Origin of the sequence: Streptomyces humicola (assembly GCF_024436035.1) — a bacterium.
In the GTDB taxonomy this organism is placed as follows: Bacteria; Actinomycetota; Actinomycetes; order Streptomycetales; family Streptomycetaceae; genus Streptantibioticus_B; species Streptantibioticus_B humicola.
This window is the reverse complement of sequence record NZ_JANFNG010000024.1, coordinates 1-19,064: the sequence shown is the minus strand read 5'-3', so window position 1 is coordinate 19,064 and position 19,064 is coordinate 1. Positions and strand designations below refer to the sequence as shown.

Below are 19,064 nucleotides of genomic sequence, written 5' to 3'. Positions count from 1 at the left end.
GTTGGGTCCTCCCGTCGCAGTGCCACGGGCGGGCACTCCTCCCCACCACCCTCCACCGACTCTGCGGGTGCCGATAAATCATCCCCGAAGGGGACAGGCTTGATCGCGACTCAAGATCATTGGCTAGGCACCCCAGATCCCCGCGCCCGTGTGCAGCGGGTCGTTGGTGCACTGGCCCAGCCCGCGGCGTCGCCTAGAGTTGTGCCGCCCAACACATCGGCCGAGCAGGATGCGCCGGATCGACAGGCTTCAGCTTCGCTGGAACGCGGATTGGCTTTCCGGCCCGAGCTGCTCTATCGCGTCGCGGCCTAGGAGATCCTGCTCGATCTCTTCCAGGCTGCGGCCCTTGGTCTCGGGCAACAGGTTCCGAGTGAAGAGGTACGCGAGAAAGGTCATCACCGCGAAGAAGAGGAAGTTGACTCCGGCGCCCCACGCGTTCAGCAGCGAGGGGAATACCAGCGCGACAATCATGTTGAAGAGCCAGTTGAAGATGACGCACAGGCTGACCGCGGCCGCGCGGATGCGCATCGGGAACAGCTCGGGGAGCATCACCCACTGGACCGGGCCCCAGGAGACGGCGAACGATGCGATGTACAGCCCGATGCCGAAGAGGGTGGACGCGGACAGCAGGACTCCGTAGCCGAGCCCGGAGAGGTTGACGGCGGCAAGCAGCGTCATTGCCGCACACATGCCGAGCGCCCCGAACAGCAACAGCGGTTTGCGGCCCTTACGGTCGATGAGCCTCATCGCGGGCAACGTCATCAGCATGTTGAGCAGGCCGACTCCGCCGGTGGCGAGGATCGCGCCGCTCGACCCGAAGCCGATGTTGGTCAGGAGAGTCGGCGCGTAATAGATGATCGTGTTGATGCCGACGAAGTTCTGAAAGAACACCAGCAGCATCCCGACGACGAAGACCGGCTTGAGCCGCGGGGACAGCAGTGCCCTGAGGCTGAGCGGCTCGGCCTGCTTCCGCTCGGCGCGCACGGTCTCCTCGATCTCCGCGAGCTCGGCGCCGGCCGCGGCGGCGTCGCCGCGAAGTTGGGCCAGGACCTCTCCGGCCGCGCGGTTACGGCCCTTGCCGACGAGCCATCGTGGGCTTTCCGGCTGGGTGATGATCCCTATCGCCAGGATGGTCGCAGGGACAGCCCCGATGCCGATCATCCAGCGCCAAGCTCCGGCATGGGAGAACAGATAGTCCACGACGTAGGCGAGGAAGATGCCGACCGTCACCAGCAGCTGCATCAGCGAGGCGAGGCCACCGCGCGCCTGCTTGGGCGCCAGCTCGGTGAGATAGAGCGGGACGACGACGGAGGCGATGCCGACGCCTATGCCGATGGTGAACCGGAAGACGATCAGCATCCAGGCGTCGGAGGCCATTGATGCGCCGAGAGTGCCGAGAATGAAGACTCCGGAGGCGGCCAGGATGAGCTTTCTGCGGCCCCAGGAGTCGGAGAGCTTGCCGGAGACACCGGCGCCGAGCATCGCCCCGACAAGCAGTCCGCTGACCACCATGCCCTCGAGAAGTGGTGTCAGGTGGATGCCCTTCTTGATGAAGAGCATGGCGCCGGAGATGACGCCGGTGTCATAGCCCCACAGGATGCCGCCAAGGGCGCCGAAGACCCAGATCAGGGCGTTCTTGGTACGCGGTTGCACGTCCGGATCAGCCTTTCTGCGGGGCGATATGGATCTTGCGGCCGACGCCCGCCCGGAAGGTGGCGAGGGCCTCGTCGAATTCCTCGAGGCCGAAGACGTGGCTCACCAGCGCGTCGAGCTCCAGGCCGGAGGCGAGCATGTCGATCGCGGGCTGGAAGCTGTTGTGCACGGCCATGGAGCCGATGATGTCGATCTCCTGGTTGTAGACACGGAACGGCGAGAAGTCGGCCGTCCGCGCCGGGTCGGCCACGCCGAACTGCAGGAACGTGCCGCCCTTGCGCACCCTCCCCAGTCCGTCTTCGATGGCGGCGATCACACCGGTCGCGTCGATGACTACCTCGAAGCCCTGTGGACGGTCGAGCGCCGCTGCCTCGGTCGCGACGGAGTCGACGCCGAAGGAGCGCGCGAAGGCAACCCGTTCTTCGTTGAGGTCGACGACGGAGACCGAGGCCGCCCCGGCGTTGCGCACGACGGCGGCCATCATCAGCCCCATGGTCCCGGCTCCGTAGATGAGGTAATGCTCGCCGGGGCGGCGTGGCAGCCGGTTGAGGCCGTGGACCGCGCAGGACAGCGGCTCGACGAGCCCCGCGGCGGCCGCGGAAAGGGAGTCGGGCAGGACGTGACAGCAACGGGCCGGCACGGTCATCAGCTCGGCGAAGCCGCCATTCTGGGTGACGCCGACCGCGCTGTAGTCGTCGCAGAGGTTTCCACGGCCGATCCGGCAGTAGTGGCAGGAGCCACACGGCATATTGGGATCAACGGCCACCCGGGTCTCGACAGCGACACCCGGGACGTCCTCGCCGACTGCGACGACATCGCCCACCAGCTCATGGCCCGGTACCACCGGGTAGCGCACCGAGGGCAGCTCTCCACCGACGATGTGCATGTCAGTGCCGCACAGGCCGCACGACGAGACACGGATGACCACCTCCCCCGGTCCCGGCAGAGGATCGGGCATTTCCACCACGGCGGTCCTGCCCGGCTCCGTGACGACGACTGCGCGCATGGGGTCCTCTCCTCCATTTCCGTGTGCGAGTGAGGGGAGGTTAGCCAGATGTAAACGTTTACGCAATCGTTTACGTCACCTTCTGGTGTGAGGTAGGTTCCTCATGCCAAGGAGTAGGTGCGGGGAGGACGACAGATGGCGACGATGATCGATGTGGCCCGGCGAGCGGGCGTATCCGTGGCCACCGTCTCGCACGTGCTCAACAGGACGCGCACGGTACGACCGCAGACGCGTGACGCTGTGCTGGAGGCCATCGAGGCGCTGGGGTACACGCACAACACACTCGCCCGCTCCCTGGTGACCTCGCGTACCAACTCCATCGGCTTGGCCGTCTCCGCGATCAGCAACCCCTACTTCACCGAGATCCTGCAGGGCGTCGAATCCAGCGTTCTCGAGCAGGGGTACAGCCTGCTGATCGCCGATCCGCACGACGACCCAGAACACGAGCTCAAGGTCGCCCGGCTCCTGCACGAGCGCAGGGTGGACGGGATGATCATCGCACCGTCAGCGGACCCGAGAACGCTGGTCGACTATCTCGAGCGGTACAAGGTGCCCACGGTCTACCTGGACCGGCTCGTGGGCGCGGCGCATGACCAGGTCTGCGCGGAGAACCAGGCCCCTGTCGAGCACCTGGTCGGCCACCTCGCCGAGCACGGCCACACCCGGATCGCCATGGTGGCCGGCCTGCCCGGACTGAGTACCACCAGCGAGCGGATCGCAGGCTACCGGAAGGGGCTGGAGCGCAGCGGGCTTATGTACGATCCCGAACTGCTGGTGAGCGGTAACTCGCAGGTGGAGGGCGCCCGAGACGCCACCCGCCGCTTGCTCTCGCTCAGTGAGCCGCCCACTGCCGTCATCACGGCGAACAACGCCATGACCATCGGCACGCTCAAGGCCCTGAGCGAAATGAGGCTCCGAGTCCCGCACGACGTTGCACTCGCCTGCTTCGACGACTTCTCCTGGGCCGACTTCTTCGAACCGAGGTTGACCGCAGTCGCCCAGCCCAGCCGAGAGATGGGCGCCGCCGCGGTACGGCTGCTGATCGACCGGCTCAAAGGTCCGGATCGCCCGCCGCGCACCCTTCGCCTCTCTTGTTCCTATGTGCAGCGCACCTCGTGCGGCTGTGCGCACTGACGGTTCGCCCCCTGGAAAGGACTCCCCTTCATGATTGTGGTCGCCGGCGAAGCCTTGATCGACCTCGTTCCCGTCGATGCCTCCGCGGGTGGCGACCTCCCTGCGCTCATGCCCCGGCGCGGCGGCGGCCCGTACAACACCGCTGTGGCGCTCGGCCGGTTGGGGTCGGACGTCGCGTTCTGCTCCCGCCTGTCGACCGATCACTTCGGTGACGCGTTGCTGCGCGGGCTGCAGGCCGACCGGGTGGACACCCGACTGATCCAGCGGGGCGACGAGCCCACCACACTCGCCGTCGCGCACGTCAGCGATGACGGCTCGGCCGACTACACCTTCTACGTCGTCGGCAGCGCGGACCGCCTCTTCCGCATGCCCGACGCGCTGCCACCACAGACCCGGGCGGTGTCGTTCGGCACCTGCTCCCTGGTGCTGGAGCCGGGCGCCAGCGCGTACGAGGAACTGATGCGGCACGAGGCGGCGCGGGGCACGTTCACCGTGCTCGACCCCAACGTCCGGCCCGGCCTGATCGCCGACGCGGACGCCTACCGGGCCCGCTTCCACTCCTGGCTCCCCCACGTGACCCTGCTGAAGCTCTCGGAAGAGGACGCCGCATGGATCGCGCAGTCGGACGACTTGCGGACCGCGGTGAAGGCATGGCTGGCAGCCGGTCCCGCAGCGGTGGTACTGACCCGGGGAAGTGCGGGACTGGCCGTGCTGACCCGCGAGGGAGCCGAGTTCGCCGAATCGGGACGGCGGATTGAGGTGGTGGACACCATCGGCGCGGGCGACACCATCACCGCCGCGCTGCTCCATCGGCTGGACACCCACAGCGCACTCTCTGCGTCAGGCGTGGGGAACCTCGAGGCGGAGGAATGGCACGACGTCCTGGGCTTCGCCGCCCTAACAGCTGCCCTCACCTGCTCCCGCCCGGGTGCCCAACCGCCTTACGCGGCCGAACTGGCAGCGCACGGGTAGTGCCGGTGGAGCAAGTGGTGCAAGGCATTCGACGTGAGCCATCTCGGCACACGAAGGCTTGAACCTCTGGGGCGGCCTCCTCCACGGCTACCAAACGAGTACCGAGTCTGTGATCGGGCGGGCGATATTCCTCTTGCCAACGGCTCAGCTGGTTACCGTGTGTGGCCGCCAGTGGCGTCCTTCTTCCGCATTGCCCCGGCTCCCACTCGCAGATGACTGGGCAGCTCTGCGGGTGCCATAAATCATCCCGGCCTGCTCAGGCACATGTTGGTACTCGTGCAGGGTTCCTCCGAGGCGGTCTCGTCGCCGGACCTCAAGATCCTTGATCTGCGCTGGCATGGCGATTGGTTCGGGTAGTGGGGGAAGCGGCGCGACAGTTGGAGAGTAGCGATCAAGGCCGCGATGGGGTTGGCCGGAGCTGCCGGCGTGTCTGGGTGGTGAGGGTGCCGAGGATGGCTCCGAGTAGCAGCGCGGGGCCGTGGATGTTGGTGGCGGCGGTGAGCACGACCGCGGTGATTGCGGCGACGAGAGTGGTCGCCCGCTGGACCGGCTTGTGTTTCTCCTGGGCGGCGCGTGTCCCGGCGGCGAGTATCACACCGGCGATGATCATGGGTGCGTACAGGGCGTGGGACAAGGTGGCCAGGAGTGCGCCACACCAGATGAGAATCGCCTGGGGCGTGTAGCTGGGCAGTCGGATATCCGCGCGCCACAGCGCGAGCGCGGCACCCCCTGTCAAGCCGCAGATCGCGATGGAGTTGCCGGCACCGACGGGTTGCCACAGGTCGCCGATGAGTCCCGAGACCATGCCGACCCCGAAGTAGTGCACGAGCCAGCGTGGACGGGACAGCACCTGTTCGGCCAGAGCGCCGATCACCACCAGGAAGCCCAGGTTGGAGATCGTGCCCAGCACCCCGCCGTCCTGCACGAACAACGCCGTGACGATCCGCCACCGCTCGCCGTGCAGTTCAGCGGGCGAACGATCCCACCGACCTTCCAGCCCAGGTACCGCGAGTTGGGCCACGTTGGGGATCGCCGTGACCAGCAACACCACCCCCGTCAGCCACGGGGTGCGCTGCCACCCGAACCGAGCCGGTCGACCGGCCCACGGGACCTGCGCACCGGGCTGCGGACTCCCTTGCGGGTACTGGGGATGCGTGGCGGGCTTCATCGGGGGGCTCCGCTCCTGGTCGCTGTAGCGGGCACCGGCACCGGCATCCGATCCTCCTCCCAGGTTCGGCCCTGTCGACCGATCAGGAGCACGTGGCGTCCACCGCGTACCAGATCGAGGGTCGAGGAGCCTGCGTCCGTGCCCTCGGCGAGTGGGATGTGCGGCAGTCGAGTACCAGGTTCGGCTCGCCAGCGCTCGGGTTCGTCGGGAATACGGGACCGGCGTTGTACTGGTCCTGGGCCACGCGCGGCAGGCGGATGCCGGCTGCGGCGTAGGCGGTCTGGGTCAGCCCTGAGCGGTCGAACGCGGTAGCCCCGTGGGCGGGGCCGTCGCCGCCTCATTGGTAAGGGCCTCTGATCTGGACGCGGGCGAAGGAGATGGCGATCGCTGCCTGCCAAGTGGGCGCGCGAAACATTCCGCCCGCGCCTACGGGTTGGTCGGCGGCGCGTAGGCGGCGGCGATGTGCAACACCTGGTCGGTGTAGCGGGAATCGTCGGTTCCGTCATCGCGGAGCAGTTCCGGGAGCCAGTACAGGTCGGCATTCCGCTTGATCGGCGGTGATCGTTTTCTTTGGCAAAGTGGTCAAGAAGCTGGCGGAGGACCTGCGGCGGCCTTCTTGGCTGGCGGAGGACCTGCGGCGGCCTTCTTGGCTGGCGGAGGACCTGCGGCGGCCTTCTTGGCTCGCGCGTGCGGAGCCGGGGCTGGTTGGGTCTTCTTGGCGGTGGGTTTCCGGTTGTGGTCGATGGCGGGCTGCACCGCTCTCGCCGCCCTTGCGGGAGGTGAGGTGGCGGCTGCAGTGGCAACCGTCTTGGTCGGGGTGGGGTTCGGAGGGGCAGTGCTCTGCTGCGGCGCGAGTGTGCCTGTGCTGTCGAACGCTGTGGACAGGCCGAAGGCGGCTGCCGTTGCGGCGGCCACCCCGACCCCGGCCAGCAGATGACGGCGGCGCCGTAGTGGCCCGGTCGCCCGTGGGGATGCCGGTGGTGGAAGCGGGCGGGTAGCGCCCTCCGCGGAGTCGGGCTCCTCGCTCCGGCCGCTGGGGGCTGGGGGCTGGCCGGTCTGCCAGGCAGGGGTGGCCAGCCAGGCGGCGACCTGCGGGGCGGTGGGGCGGGCCTGGGGGTCCTTGGCCAGCAGGTGACGGATCAGCGCGGACAGCGGCTCGGGGACGTCGGGCCGGGGCTGGCGTATGTCGGTGGGGGCGGCCTCGACGTGCTGGTACAGCACCGCGGCCGCGGTATCGGCACGGAACGGTGGCCGGCCGGTGAGCATTTCGTACATCACGCAGCCGACTGCGTACATGTCCGCTGGTGGCCCGGATGGGCGTCCGAGCGCGCGCTCCGGGGACAGGTAGGAACTGGTGCCGATGATCTGGCCGGTGCTGGTCACTCCGGCCGTGGCGTCGTGGGCGAATCGGGCAATCCCGAAGTCACCTATCTTCACGACGCCGTCCGAGCTCAGCAGCAGGTTGGCGGGCTTGATGTCCCGGTGCACGATGCCCTGCTGGTGGGCTGCGGCCAGTCCCGCGGCAGCCTGCGCGGCAAGGTCGACGACGCGCTGCGGATCCAGTCGGTGGAACGCGGCAATCTCGGTCGCCAGGCTGTATCCCTCAACCAGCTCCATGACCAAGTACAACCGACCATCAAAGGCGCCGAAGTCATATACGGCCACCGTGTTCGGGTGGCTCAAGCGCGCCGCGGTCTGGGCCTCCATCGTGAAACGTGCAACGGCGGCCTCGTCATTGTTGTGGACCGACAGCAGCTTGACCGCCACGGACCGCCCCAGCAGCTCATCCAAGGCCCGCCAAACCTCGCCCATCCCGCCACTGCCCAGCACCTCCTCCAGCCGGTACCGGTCCGCGATCAGCACGTCCCAACTCCCTCCCGCGACGACCGCAGAGGAGTCTCTCACACAAGGTCACTACGCAGGATCTCGACATGGACCCGTCATCTTCGCCACCGCCATCAACGACGCGGACAGCGTGGGCCGCCATGCCGCGCATTGGCGTAATGAGCCGCTCGGGCGTGCGTCCCGCGCCATCTTGTGGACAGACGGTGTCCGGGGTGGTGGCGGGCGAGAAGTGGCGAACCGGGCCATGGACGAGGAGAGCTCCAGGACTACGCGCAGGAGCTGCTGGTGCCGCTGTCAGGCAAGAAGCTGCACGTCAGCCAGCCCGAGCCGGTGGCCGACTCCCCCGCCGGACGGGCCTGCCTGCGCGCGGAGGATGTCGAGGTGCCGCGGGCCCGCGACGTCCGGTTGTACCTGCCGGTGCTGGACGGCAGCGACCAGATGGGGGTGATGGCTCTCACCCTGGATGCCGTCGGCGACGACGACCGGCGCCTGCTCGGCAGGCTCGCCGGCCTGGTCGCCGACTTGCTGGTCACCAAGAACGCCTACACCGACCAGTTCTTCCAGGCCCGGCGCAGGGAGCCGATGAGCGTGTCCGCGGAGATCCAGTGGAGCCTGCTGCCACCGCTGGCGATGTCCGTGCCGCAGGTCAAGGCGGCAGGCTTCCTGGAGCCCGCCTATCGCGTCGCCGGTGACAGTTTCGACTACGCCCTCAACGACAACATCCTGCACGTGGCCGTGATCGACGCGATGGGCCGTGACCTGGACACCGCCGCGATGGCGACCATCGCCATCGGCGCCTACCGCCATGCGCGGCGCGTGGCCAAGCCTCCGCACAGTGGCGTGACCGGACCGAGGGCCACGCCGATGGCGCCTGCCAGTTCCAGCGCACCGATGCCCGGTAGGCCGCGGTGGTGAGGCCGACGTGGGCAGCCAGCTCAGGCATCGGCCCAGGGCCAGGATCTTGGCCACGCCCAGCATGGCGGAGATCAACACGATGAGACAGACCAGACAGGCGGAGATGTTCAAGAGACGCCCTCGACGGTGTGCGGGCGGCAGAGGGTCGGCACCTGCCCACCGGGGCAAGAGTCGTCGTCCGCGGACGGAGTGCGGGCGTGCTGCCGACGGCGTTCGGCTCCCAGGCGGGCGAAGTAGGCGACCAGGTCAGGGTTGTCGACCGCCGCGGGTTGAGGACGTGGTCGGCGGCGGCGCCCTGGAGGAGGCGCTTGACCGGAACTTCGATAGATCCTGCGCGACGCCGGCATCCAGGTCGTGCTCGTCGGCGTCCGGATACTGGCGTCACTTCGTGTTGTGCACTTGCCAGTTCTCGCCGTACAACCACTTGCCCTGCTTGTCATACACCTGAAGGTCGCACGAGAGGAACTCAGGAATCAGCGACGAGTAGTTCTGATCGATGTCGGCGGCAACGTGACCAGTGGCCCCCAACTGCGCCCCGGTGACCTTCCCGTAGTGCGCCGCGACCTCGTACTCCACCACGTTGCCCGCCGCAATCTCCTTCTTCACATTCCATTCGGCGAGGTTGAGGTGGTTAAGGTTTCCAGTCTTCGTCAACGGGGTCAGATTGCTCAGGGTGTTCCCCGGCCCGCCGAGTTTTTCGTTCAGCAGATGTCCTTGCACCATGTACTTCTGGAACCAGGCCGCTGTGGCCCCGCTCCCCGTCGGCCACCAGGAGGGCTTCACCGTCGGGGACGACCCCTTCAAGTTGGAGTTGGGGTGCAGTTCGGCTTTCATGGAGCTGCCGGCGCCATTGGTCAAAGTGCCGTACTTCACGCTGGTACAGGGGGCGAGTCCAAGGGGGTCGATCCACGCCAGGGGATTCTCGACGTAGGCGTGGTGGTTGGGGGCGGGCACGAGGCCGAGTGGGTCCGGCGTGGCGTAACGGGCCGTGTTCGGGTCGTAATACCGGAAGTAGTTGTAGTTCCAGCCGGTTTCCGGATCGGCGTATTGACCGGGGAAGCGCAAAGGGCAGTCGACCGCATCCGCGGTCGGATCGGGGGCTGGGGCGCCCCAGAGAGTGGTCCGGTGATGCCAGGCCAACTCGCCTTCGACCGAGACAAGTTCAGTTGGCGTACCGACCAGGTCGGTGGTGATGGCGTGGAACCGAAGGTCCACTTCGGCTTGGCTCAGATCTCGGTCGACCTGCGTCAGCGGCCGGTGCGTGCCCAAGACGTAGTCCCAGGTTGTGGTCTGTCCATCGCTCGATGTCTGCTCGGCCAGGCGGCTGCCGTCCCAGGTGAACCGAAGCTCCACCGTGACCGTGTCGCCGTCGCCGAGGCGCTGCTTGGCTATACGTCGGCCGAGGGGATCGTAGAGGTAGCGCCAGCGTGTGCCGTCGGGAGTGACCGTCCCAACGAGCTGGTCCTGCGCGTTCCAGGTGAAGGACCGGGTGCGAGTCTGGCCGTTCAGCAGACGTTTGGTCGATCGGATGACGCGGCCTTGGGCATCATATGTGAAGGAGGTCCGGCCCGCGCGGCGAAGCAGGGTGCCGGTCGATTCCCTCGATGTGTCAGCGGTCGAAGCGGCGTCTGCCGCGTTGGCCGCCTTCGCGTCGGGCGTCACTGCTCGGGTGAGGTTGCCCACGGCGTCGTAGGCGTACGTCTCGCTCCAGTCACGAGCGTGAACGGCCGTGACGCGACCTGCGGCATCGAGGTCGTACCGGCGTGTTCCGGTGGTGAGTTCCTTGATTTCGGTGATGAAGCCGTCGGCGCCGTAGGCGTATTCACGGTGCTGGATGAGTGGGCGCACCGCGTCCGGTCCGTGAGTGACCGACTGCGCGGTCAGGCGATTGGTGCGATCCCACGCCTGGGTGAGAGTGACACCCGAGTTCAAAGTCCGGGCGATCTCACGGCCGTTGGCGTCGTAGGCGAAGTGGAGATCGTAGCCGGCGCTGGAGAGCGCTTCGGGGCGTCCAGCCGCGTCGTAGGTCCAGGTGGATACGATTCCGCCCGGCGTATGGCGCTCGACGACGCGCCCCAGGGCGTCATAGGCGTACGTCATGCTGCGGCCGTTGACCGACTCGCGAGTCGTGCGGCCCAGTCCGTCGTACTCGTACTCCATGACAGTGTGGGAGTTGGAGGCACGAAGCAACCTCCCCGAACCATCATAGGCGTAGGTGGTCACCTCGTCGGCGCTGCGTTGTTCCACGACGGCGCCCAGGATGTCCCGGGTGAAGCTCAACGTTTCGTCGGCACCGTTGCGGCGTCCGACCAGCCGGCCGACGGCGTCGTAGGCGTAGCGGAGCGTTCTGCCGTTGAAATCGGTCTCGGTGACCAGCCGGCCCGCGGCGTCGTAGATGTAGCTCCAGCGGTCGCCTTGCGGGTTGGTGACCGATACCAGGCGCAGCTCGGTATCGTACTCGAACTCGTAGCGTGTGCCGTCCGGGTCGGTACGGGCGGAGCACAGGTCGAACGGGTTGTACTCGTAGTTCGACACACGGCCGTCGGCAGCTCGGTGTTCGACCGGGTTGCCCTCGGCGTCGTAGGACCAGGTCTCGGCCGTGCCATCCGGCAGTTCACGCCGCGCGATCCGACCAGCGGCGGTCCAGGTGACGCGCGTGCTGGCGCCGGCCGCGTCCGTGGTCTTCACGATGCGTCCGGACGCGTCGCGTACCACGCGGATGGTGGCACCGCCCGCTTCGGTCATCTCCAGGGGACGCCCGGCCGCGTCGTTGACCGCGGTGCACTGGACGGTGCCCAGCGCATCGACCACCGAGGTGAGGGCTCCGCGCTCGTCGTAGGCATACGACGTCACGGCTCCGAGCGGGTCGGTGACGGACGTGCAGTTGCCGTTGGCGTCGTAGGAGAGCCGGAACACCATGCCGTCGGGCTGGGTGATGCCCACCGGAAGTCGCAGGTCGTTGTATTCGATCGAGGTGAGGCTGCCGTCCGGGTCGCGTACCGCCACCACGTTGCCGTCGGCGTCGTAGGTGTAGCACGTGGTGTACCCCAGCGGATCGGTGAGCGACTGCAGGCGGTCGTAGCGGTCCCAGGTGCGTACCGTCACGTTGCCGAGCGGGTCGGTGTGGCGTATGAGCTGGTACGCGTCGTTGAACTCGTAGGTACTGGTGTTGCCCAGCGAGTCGGTGACGCTGGTGGTGCGCGACTCCTCGTCGTAGGCGTAGGTGTAATCGAGGATCCGGTCCGTCCCCGGAGTCCGGACGCACCGCCCGTTCTCGTCGTACTCGTAGCGGTACCACGTGCCGTTGCGGTCCTCCCACGAGGTGACGCGGCGCCCGTCGTAGGTGAGCTTCGACGGCGGTCCGGAGGACTCGGATATCTCGCTCAGGTTCCCCGAGCTGTCGTAGCCGTACCGCATCAGGACAGGCTCGCCGGGATCGCTGAGCAGCCGGAAGCAGGCGATCCGTCGATCAACAACCTCCACGCCCACGCGGTATCCAGCGCCGTGGGTGATCTGCGCCGGGTTGCCCTCGTCGTCGTAGGAGAACGCGATGCGGTTGCCGTTGCGGTCGCTGACAGCCGCGAGCCACAGCTGAGCGGGGCCGCGGTCTGGCAGCGACTCGAAGTGCAGGGTGCGGCCGGCCTCCGGCTGGACCACCGTCATCGTGCCACCCGCGATGCCGTCCCAGGTCAGCGGCCAGCGCGGGCCTTCGACCGGCAGAATGTCCGTCTCCGGTTCCGGGACCGGGTAGTACAGCACCATGCCATCGGCGGTGGTGAACCGCACGCCCTGGTCGTCGATCCACAACCGCTGGTCGAGGGTGGACGCCCACGACGGGCCGAACAGCTTGCCGCCACGGTACGCCGAGCGGTGGTGCCGCTCCAGCACAAGGGGAAGAACGCCGTCGTGCAAGACGTCGGTCGCCGACATGATCATCTCGCCGGTGGCGACATCGATCGGGTCGCCGCAGGTGAAGAGGCTCTTGATGCCGCGGCCGCTCTGGCGCATGAAGTCACCCGCATCGCGAATGCCGTTGGCCATGTGCTCCAGCGCTCCGCCGCTGTGCAGAAGTCCGGGGGCCTGTTTCGCCATCTTGAACAGGCCGCCGACGGTGGTGAGGCCCTTGACCATGGGGATGCAGTCGAGCGCGGAGAATGCGACGTCCAAGAGGCTGGCTTTGCCTTGGATGCATTTAACGACGGTGTCGGCGAGGACGACGACAGCCGCGGCGGCGACGACCCAGGCCAGCGGTCCGCCGATGATCAGGACGACGACGCCGAGGACGGCGACGATGACCTTGCAGATGGCGACGATTTCGTGCCAAGCGTGGACGAAGAAATCGGCGAGCTTCTGCCAGAAGCTCTTGTTGTGGATGCCGGCGTTGGACGCCTCGCCGAGGGCGTGGGAGCAGGTGTCGGCGGCGTGGTCGCGCAGGGCGGTTGCGTCGGCGGCGAGTTGCTTGGCGGCGTTGAGTTTGTCCTGGGCGGAGTTGACGGCGTTCTGCGCGGTGGTCTTTGCCTGCGCCGCGTTGGCGGCGTTCTGCGCGGCTGCCTGGACCTTCCCGGGGTCCGGTGGCGGGGTGTTGGGCTTGGGTCCCTGCTGGTACTGCTGCGACTCGGTACTCGCCCGGGCGACCCAGTCGTTCGCGGTGGACAACTGGAAGTTGGCAGTGGTCAGTTGCTGTCGGGCGTCCTGTGCGTCGGCGAGGGCCTTGTCGGCTTGGGACTGGGCGTGTTGGAGCTGGGGCCAGTAGTTGCCGAGGGCGCCGCTGGCCATGCGGTAGGAGCTCTCGAGTTTGTCGAGGTCCTTGGGGAGGTCCCCGTACTGCTTGCGGAAGGCGTCGCCGGACAGTCCGACCCAGTCCAGCAGGGCGGTGTCCCCGGCCAGCCCGCGTATGGAGCGCAGAGCGGTAGCGACGTCGTCGGCGAAGTCGCCGAGGGTTTTCGCCAGGGTTTTGACCTCGTAGGGATCGCCCGGTACCGGGTCCTTGTCCAGGTCCAACGCGTACCAGTCCGCCGGCCGACCCATGCGGTTCCCACCCTCGTGACTTTGTGGTTCAACTACCGTTCAGACATTTCGAAACGGCGAATCTGACTGGACCGATGTCCACGTGCCGGCGGTGGCCGGGTACGTGTGCCGCGTCAGTCCTCACGCTCGGTTCTGGCTTCGTCCCCGGGCTCATCTCCGGGTTCGTCCCCGGCCCTGGTCCGTAGCGGGGGTGAAGCGGAACGTTGAGGTGACCGCGTCAAAGATATCGAAGAAGGAGTCGGCCAGGTCGAGGACTCCGCTGCTGCAGGACACCAGCGCGACCCGTTCCGGCTGGTCCGGGATGGGGATGAACGTCTGCATCAGCACTGTGCGCATGGCGCGGCCGCCCCCGGGCTCTTCGACGTCTTCGATCCCGTGGGTGCGCGCGGCGGGACCGACGTCGGGGATCTCGACGGCGGTCACCTTCCGCCACGGGTCGCCTTCGCGCCGGGCGGTCTTCTCGTGCAGTCCGGCCGCGATGGAGGCCGGGTCGGTGGGCAGGAGTTGGCCGTCGGGCGTCCGAGCGCCGACTGCGGAGACGGTGACGGTCGCCGTCAGCGGTATCGCGCCGAAGTTCTGTGCCATGCACCCGATGTAGACAGCGCCGGAGTCGTAGGCCTGACGCGCGGCCCTGTTCAGGAACTTCGAGAGCGTGCTGCGGTGCTCGGCGAGGGCAGGGTTCTCGCGGACGCGTTGGCCCATCAGGCGGCGGATGGAGGCTTCACGGGTGGCGGGGTGGATGTCGAACTCCCACCACGACATCGGCACGGTGATGGTGAAGCCGCCGCGCTCGACGGGCATCACCCGCACGGAGGGCGAAGGCGTCGCAGGGGGCGTCGAGGTCACTTCGTGCCGCCTTCCGAACCGTTCTGCTTGCCGCCTTCCTGGTGTGTGGATTTCTCCACCTCGCTGCCCAGTTTGGTGTCGGTCTGGCGGAACTGTTTGACGGCGTTGTCGGCTGTCTTCGACAGGCTCTGCAGCTTGCCGTCGATCTCCTGGCGGCCGTCGTGCCAGTTGCTGTCGAAGTCGTCCAACGCGCTTGCGACCTTGGCTGATCCCAAGTCGGCGGCGTAGGCGTCGAACAGCTTCCGCGTGCCGTCCATCGTCTTGCGGATGGACTCCAGCGTGGAGGCGAACTGCTCCAGCCCGTCAAGATCGACCTTCAGCCGGTCGGATCCCCCGTTCGGAGCGGGTGTGGACCCCTGTGTCATAGTCCGATTCGCCGTTCTGATTGGCCGGTCGACAATTCCAGAGGAATGGCTACCGGTTCTTGTCCACGCAGCAGGCCCAGTCGAGCACGATGGGCAACAGCGCCCCTCACGCAGTGATCGGACAGCCGGGAAGGCTCGCGAAAGGAATCGGCACCGCGACCGCTGCGGTGCTGGCACCGACGACCCGTGGTGCCGGCACCGCGGACACTGTGCCAGCGGCGATGCCGCTTCACTTCGCACAGTCCCCCTTAAGACGTTCAACTGGCCTGCCTGCCCCACCTATAGTATGACGTCACGAAAGTCGATCCAGCAACGTGACCTGCGGCCGACAGATCCACCAAGCCCGGCAGGCCAAGGAACTGCTGCGCGATCTGCTCCGCCCTACTGCCAAGCACGCCCACGTCGGCCCCGACCGCGCCGCGATCTCCACCGCTCGCTACCGCTTCCAGAACTTCTGCGCCGACCGGCCCCCGCCTTCCCGAACCCTGCGCCTGCCGAGAATGTCATCCATACAGCTCATGGGCTTGTTCGGTGGTGCGGCAGGATGAGCACTCGTGTTGCTTCGCCTCGCTACCTGACCGTCACCAACGCGTTCGCCGCGCTGCGGCTGCTACCGATGAGCGACCGCTACAAGGACACGGAGATCCTCGCCCTGCGCCTGTCCGGCGTGAAAAACCCGGATTTGGACCGCTGATGTGGAGGTTTCGCTGCGGTGCCGGTGTCGGCCGGGGCATGCAAGCAGGCGGCACAGCACCGTGTGCAACACCGACCCTCACACAAGCCCGAACCCTTTATCGGGGGCGAGTAGCTACCCCGCCACTGTCGCCTGCTGGGCGGCGGGTGCGGAGCCGCGCTCGGCGTCGGTGTTGAGGGCGTGCAGGATCTCCTCGACGCTCTGCTTGGCGTCGCCGAAGAGCATGCTGCTGTTCTCGCGGAAGAACAGCGGGTTCTGCACGCCCGCGTAACCGGATGCCATGGAGCGCTTGAAGACGATGACCTGCTCCGCCTCCCACACCCGCAGCACGGGCATACCCGCGATCGGGCTGCCCGGGTCCTCGGTCGCCGCCGGGTTGACGGTGTCGTTCGCACCGATGACCAGCACGACCGACGTGTCCGTGAAGTCGTCGTTGATCTCGTCCATCTCCAGGACGATGTCGTACGGGACCTTCGCCTCGGCCAGCAGCACGTTCATGTGGCCGGGCAGACGCCCGGCGACGGGGTGAACGCCGAAGCGGACCTCGATGCCGCGCTCGCGCAGCTGCCGCGTCAGCTCCGCGACCGGGTGCTGGGCCTGGGCCACGGCCATGCCGTAGCCGGGGGTGATCACCACCGACCGGGCCTGTGTGAGCAGATCGGCCGCCGACTGGGCGCGGATCTCGCGGTGCTCGCCCTGCTCCTCGGCGCCGCTCGACGGGGCCTCGATGCCGAAACCGCCCGCGATGACGGACAGGAAGGAGCGGTTCATCGCCTTGCACATGATGTAGGACAGGTAGGCGCCGGAGGAGCCGACCAGTGCGCCGGTGACGATAAGCAGGTTGTTGTCGAGCAGGAACCCGGCTGCCGCCGCGGCCCACCCGGAGTAGCTGTTGAGCATGGAGACGACGACGGGCATGTCGCCGCCGCCGATGGAGGCCACCAGGTGCCAGCCAAGCGCCAGCGCCAGGACCGTGACCGCGACCATCAGCGGGAGGTTCGGGCTGATGGTGAACCAGACCGTCAGCGCCGCGAAGGCGGTCAGCGCACCGAGGTTGAGGGCGTTCTTGCCGGGCAGCACCAGCGGCCGGGAGTTGATCCGCGCGGACAGCTTCAGGAAGGCGACAATGGAGCCGGTGAAGGTGACCGCGCCGATGAAGATGCCGATGAACACCTCGGCGTGGTGGATGCCGAGCAGGTCGGCGGCGATCCGGGTCTGCGCCGAGCCGTGGGACTCGACTTCCAGGTAGCTGTTCCAGCCGACGAAGACGGCCGCGAGGCCGACGAAGCTGTGCAGAACCGCGATGAGCTCGGGCATCTGCGTCATCTCGACGCGCCGTGCCCGCCACAGGCCGATCGCGGCGCCGGCCGCCATCGCGAGCACGATCAGCGCGATCGCGCCGGCGGTGATGCTCTGCGTCGCGACCACGATCGTGGCGGCCAGGGCGAGCGCCATCCCCGCAATGCCGTAGACGACGCCGGCGCGTGAGGTCCGATGCTGGGACAGACCGGCGAGGCTGAGGATGAACAGCAGGGCCGCGACCAGGTCGGCCGCGTGGGAGGCTGTCGTGGACGTCATCTCGGCTCAGCCTTTCGAGAACATGGACAGCATGCGGCGGGTGACGGCGAAGCCTCCGAAGATGTTCACGCTCGTCAGCAGGATCGCCACGAAAGACAGCGCGGTGACAATCGAGCTCTCATGCCCGATCTGCAGCAGGGCACCGATCACGACGATCCCTGAGATGGCGTTGGTCACCGACATCAGCGGGGTGTGCAGGGCGTGGTGGACCTTGCCGATGACGTAGTAGCCGATGACCACCGCGAGCGCGAACACCGTGAAATTCTCGGCGAGTTGGGCTGGGGCGAAGGCAGTCAGCAGGAACGTCGCCAGCATGCCGAGGCCAATCAGGCCGAAACGGGCCGCAGGCGTCAGCTTCGGCTGCTTGGGCTCCGGCTTCGCTGTGGAGGCCGTCGGTTGGGTGGCGGCCGGAGCGGCCGACACGGCGACAGGCGGGGGCGGCCAGGTGATCTCGCCCTCTCGGACCACGGTGACGGCTCGCTGCACCACGTCGTCGAAGTCGAGGACGAGCTGACCGTCCTTGCCGGGCGTGATCAGCTTGAGCAGGTTGACCAGGTTGGTGCCGAACAGCTGCGAGGCCTGGGCGGGCAGCCGGGACGCCAGGTCGGTGTAGCCGATGATGGTCACACCGTTGTCGGTGACCACGACGCGACCGGACACCGTGCCCTCGACGTTGCCGCCCTGCGCGGCGGCCATGTCGACGATGACGCTTCCGGGCTTCATCGCCGCCACATCGGCGGCGCTCACCAGACGCGGGGCGGGACGCCCGGGGATCAGCGCGGTGGTGATGATGATGTCCACGTCCCGGGCCTGCTCGTGGTAGAGCTCGGCCGCAGCCCGGTCGTAGTCGTCGGAAGTCGCCTTGGCATAGCCGTCGGTGCTCGCCTCCTGGGCGACATTCACCGCGAGATACTCGCCGCCCAAGGACCTCACCTGGTCGGCGACCTCGGGCCGCGGGTCGGTGGCCCGCACGATCGCGCCCAGACTGGACGCGGCCCCGATGGCGGCGAGCCCGGCGACACCGGCACCGGCGATGAGGACCTTCGCCGGAGGGACCTTGCCCGCAGCGGTGACCTGCCCGGTAAAGAAGCGTCCGAAGACGTGGGCAGCCTCGATCACCGCCCGATACCCGGCGATGTTCGCCATCGAACTGAGCACGTCCATCGACTGCGCCCGCGAGATCCGCGGCACCGCGTCGAGCGCGAGCACGGTGACCGGACGCGCGGAGAGCTCCTCCAGCAACTCCGGCCGCTGCCCCGGGGCAATCAGGCCCACCAGGGTCGCGCCGTCACGCAGCCTGGCGATCTCCCCGGTCGACGGCGCATTGACCTTCAACACGACATCCGCCGCCCAGGCCTCGCCGACACTCGCCCCCGCCTCCGTGTAGGCCTCGTCGCTGAAGCCAGAGGCAGCGCCGGCCTCCGACTCGACAACGACCTCATAGCCGAGTCCAAGCAGCAACCGAACCGTCGAAGGAGTCGCCGCGACACGAGTCTCCCCCGGTGTGGACTCGGCGACGACACCGATGCGCTGCGGCAGGCGGTGTACGGGTTCTTGTGCAGACATATCTCGCGTCTCTCATCGAGGAGGTGTTGACGGGGGATCTGCAATCGAAGGGACATCCTCACCCTCTGCCGCATGAACCTACACGCCCCGCGTCAGCACGCCGATGGGGCAACGCCGTGACAAGTTTCACTCCAGCCCCGGAGCACGACAGTCACCGGGGCGTCGCTCTGCCTGCCTGCTGGGCTCGGAAAGGTTCCGGTTCGCCCTGACTTGAGTAGCGCAGCGAGTAGGATCGTTCACTCGACTTTCGACGTTCTGACAGTCATGCGACGGCGTCGGGGCTGGCTGCGGCCC

General features: G+C 67.6%; 14 protein-coding genes and 2 pseudogenes. 5 read left to right on the top strand and 11 right to left on the bottom strand.

The window, feature by feature from the left end; genetic code table 11:
* Nucleotides 1–249: 249 nt before the first annotated feature.
* Together NGB36_RS24430 and NGB36_RS24425 are read right to left on the bottom strand one after the other, a co-directional pair.
* Nucleotides 250–1,653, bottom strand: a complete 1,404-nt coding sequence (locus NGB36_RS24430) for a sugar porter family MFS transporter (RefSeq protein ID WP_255922618.1) — start codon at nt 1,651–1,653, stop codon at nt 250–252.
* 7 nt (nt 1,654–1,660) lie between these two features.
* Nucleotides 1,661–2,659, bottom strand: coding sequence for a zinc-dependent alcohol dehydrogenase family protein (locus NGB36_RS24425; RefSeq protein ID WP_255922616.1), 999 nt, complete (start codon nt 2,657–2,659; stop codon nt 1,661–1,663).
* A 135-nt stretch (nt 2,660–2,794) separates the two neighbouring features.
* Here NGB36_RS24425 and NGB36_RS24420 point away from each other — a divergent pair, with 135 nt between their 5' ends.
* Nucleotides 2,795–3,793 (top strand): LacI family DNA-binding transcriptional regulator, encoded by a 999-nt coding sequence (locus NGB36_RS24420; protein ID WP_255922614.1) that lies wholly within the window; start codon nt 2,795–2,797, stop codon nt 3,791–3,793.
* A 30-nt stretch (nt 3,794–3,823) separates the two neighbouring features.
* A complete protein-coding gene (locus tag NGB36_RS24415) occupies nt 3,824–4,765 on the top strand; it encodes a carbohydrate kinase family protein (protein WP_255922613.1) in 942 nt (313 codons plus the stop codon).
* A gap of 391 nt (nt 4,766–5,156) precedes the next feature.
* On the opposite strand, the gene NGB36_RS24410 is transcribed toward NGB36_RS24415, so the two are convergent.
* The 3 genes from NGB36_RS24410 to NGB36_RS24400 form a co-directional block, all read right to left on the bottom strand.
* On the bottom strand, nt 5,157–5,933 hold the full coding sequence (locus tag NGB36_RS24410) for a rhomboid family intramembrane serine protease (RefSeq protein ID WP_255922611.1): 777 nt from the start codon (nt 5,931–5,933) through the stop codon (nt 5,157–5,159).
* Between the two features lie 82 nt (nt 5,934–6,015).
* Nucleotides 6,016–6,222 (bottom strand): hypothetical protein, encoded by a 207-nt coding sequence (locus NGB36_RS33210; protein ID WP_269470540.1) that lies wholly within the window; start codon nt 6,220–6,222, stop codon nt 6,016–6,018.
* A 293-nt stretch (nt 6,223–6,515) separates the two neighbouring features.
* A complete protein-coding gene (locus NGB36_RS24400) occupies nt 6,516–7,796 on the bottom strand; it encodes a serine/threonine-protein kinase (RefSeq protein ID WP_255922610.1) in 1,281 nt (426 codons plus the stop codon).
* A 240-nt stretch (nt 7,797–8,036) separates the two neighbouring features.
* On the opposite strand from NGB36_RS24400, the pseudogene NGB36_RS24395 reads away from it, so the two are divergent.
* Nucleotides 8,037–8,594, top strand: a pseudogene (locus NGB36_RS24395) (serine/threonine-protein phosphatase); the annotation flags it as partial.
* A 480-nt stretch (nt 8,595–9,074) separates the two neighbouring features.
* Here NGB36_RS24395 and NGB36_RS24390 read toward each other — a convergent pair.
* The 4 genes and pseudogenes from NGB36_RS24390 to NGB36_RS24380 all read right to left on the bottom strand — a co-directional run bounded on the left by NGB36_RS24390 (nt 9,075) and on the right by NGB36_RS24380 (nt 14,932).
* Nucleotides 9,075–12,356, bottom strand: coding sequence for an RHS repeat-associated core domain-containing protein (locus NGB36_RS24390; RefSeq protein WP_505016749.1), 3,282 nt, complete (start codon nt 12,354–12,356; stop codon nt 9,075–9,077).
* Between the two features lie 96 nt (nt 12,357–12,452).
* Nucleotides 12,453–13,733: pseudogene (locus NGB36_RS33885) on the bottom strand (DUF6531 domain-containing protein); the annotation flags it as partial.
* Between the two features lie 138 nt (nt 13,734–13,871).
* Nucleotides 13,872–14,522 carry a hypothetical protein gene (locus NGB36_RS24385; protein WP_255922690.1) on the bottom strand — a complete coding sequence of 217 codons (651 nt, stop codon included), beginning with the start codon at nt 14,520–14,522 and terminating at the stop codon, nt 13,872–13,874.
* Nucleotides 14,523–14,563: 41 nt separating this feature from the next.
* Nucleotides 14,564–14,932, bottom strand: coding sequence for a WXG100 family type VII secretion target (locus NGB36_RS24380; protein WP_255922608.1), 369 nt, complete (start codon nt 14,930–14,932; stop codon nt 14,564–14,566).
* Nucleotides 14,933–15,246: 314 nt separating this feature from the next.
* On the opposite strand from NGB36_RS24380, the gene NGB36_RS24375 reads away from it, so the two are divergent.
* Both NGB36_RS24375 and NGB36_RS24370 read left to right on the top strand, forming a co-directional pair.
* Nucleotides 15,247–15,480, top strand: a complete 234-nt coding sequence (locus NGB36_RS24375; RefSeq protein ID WP_255922607.1) for a hypothetical protein — start codon at nt 15,247–15,249, stop codon at nt 15,478–15,480.
* Nucleotides 15,477–15,626, top strand: a complete 150-nt coding sequence (locus NGB36_RS24370) for a hypothetical protein (RefSeq protein WP_255922606.1) — start codon at nt 15,477–15,479, stop codon at nt 15,624–15,626. Before NGB36_RS24375 ends, NGB36_RS24370 begins: the two co-directional genes overlap by 4 nt.
* A 114-nt stretch (nt 15,627–15,740) precedes the next feature.
* Here NGB36_RS24370 and pntB read toward each other — a convergent pair whose 3' ends face one another.
* Both pntB and NGB36_RS24360 read right to left on the bottom strand, forming a co-directional pair.
* Nucleotides 15,741–17,204 carry a Re/Si-specific NAD(P)(+) transhydrogenase subunit beta gene (gene pntB / locus NGB36_RS24365; RefSeq protein WP_255922605.1) on the bottom strand — a complete coding sequence of 488 codons (1,464 nt, stop codon included), beginning with the start codon at nt 17,202–17,204 and terminating at the stop codon, nt 15,741–15,743.
* Nucleotides 17,205–17,210: 6 nt separating this feature from the next.
* Nucleotides 17,211–18,770 carry a Re/Si-specific NAD(P)(+) transhydrogenase subunit alpha gene (locus NGB36_RS24360; RefSeq protein WP_255922604.1) on the bottom strand — a complete coding sequence of 520 codons (1,560 nt, stop codon included), beginning with the start codon at nt 18,768–18,770 and terminating at the stop codon, nt 17,211–17,213.
* Nucleotides 18,771–19,064: the final 294 nt, after the last annotated feature.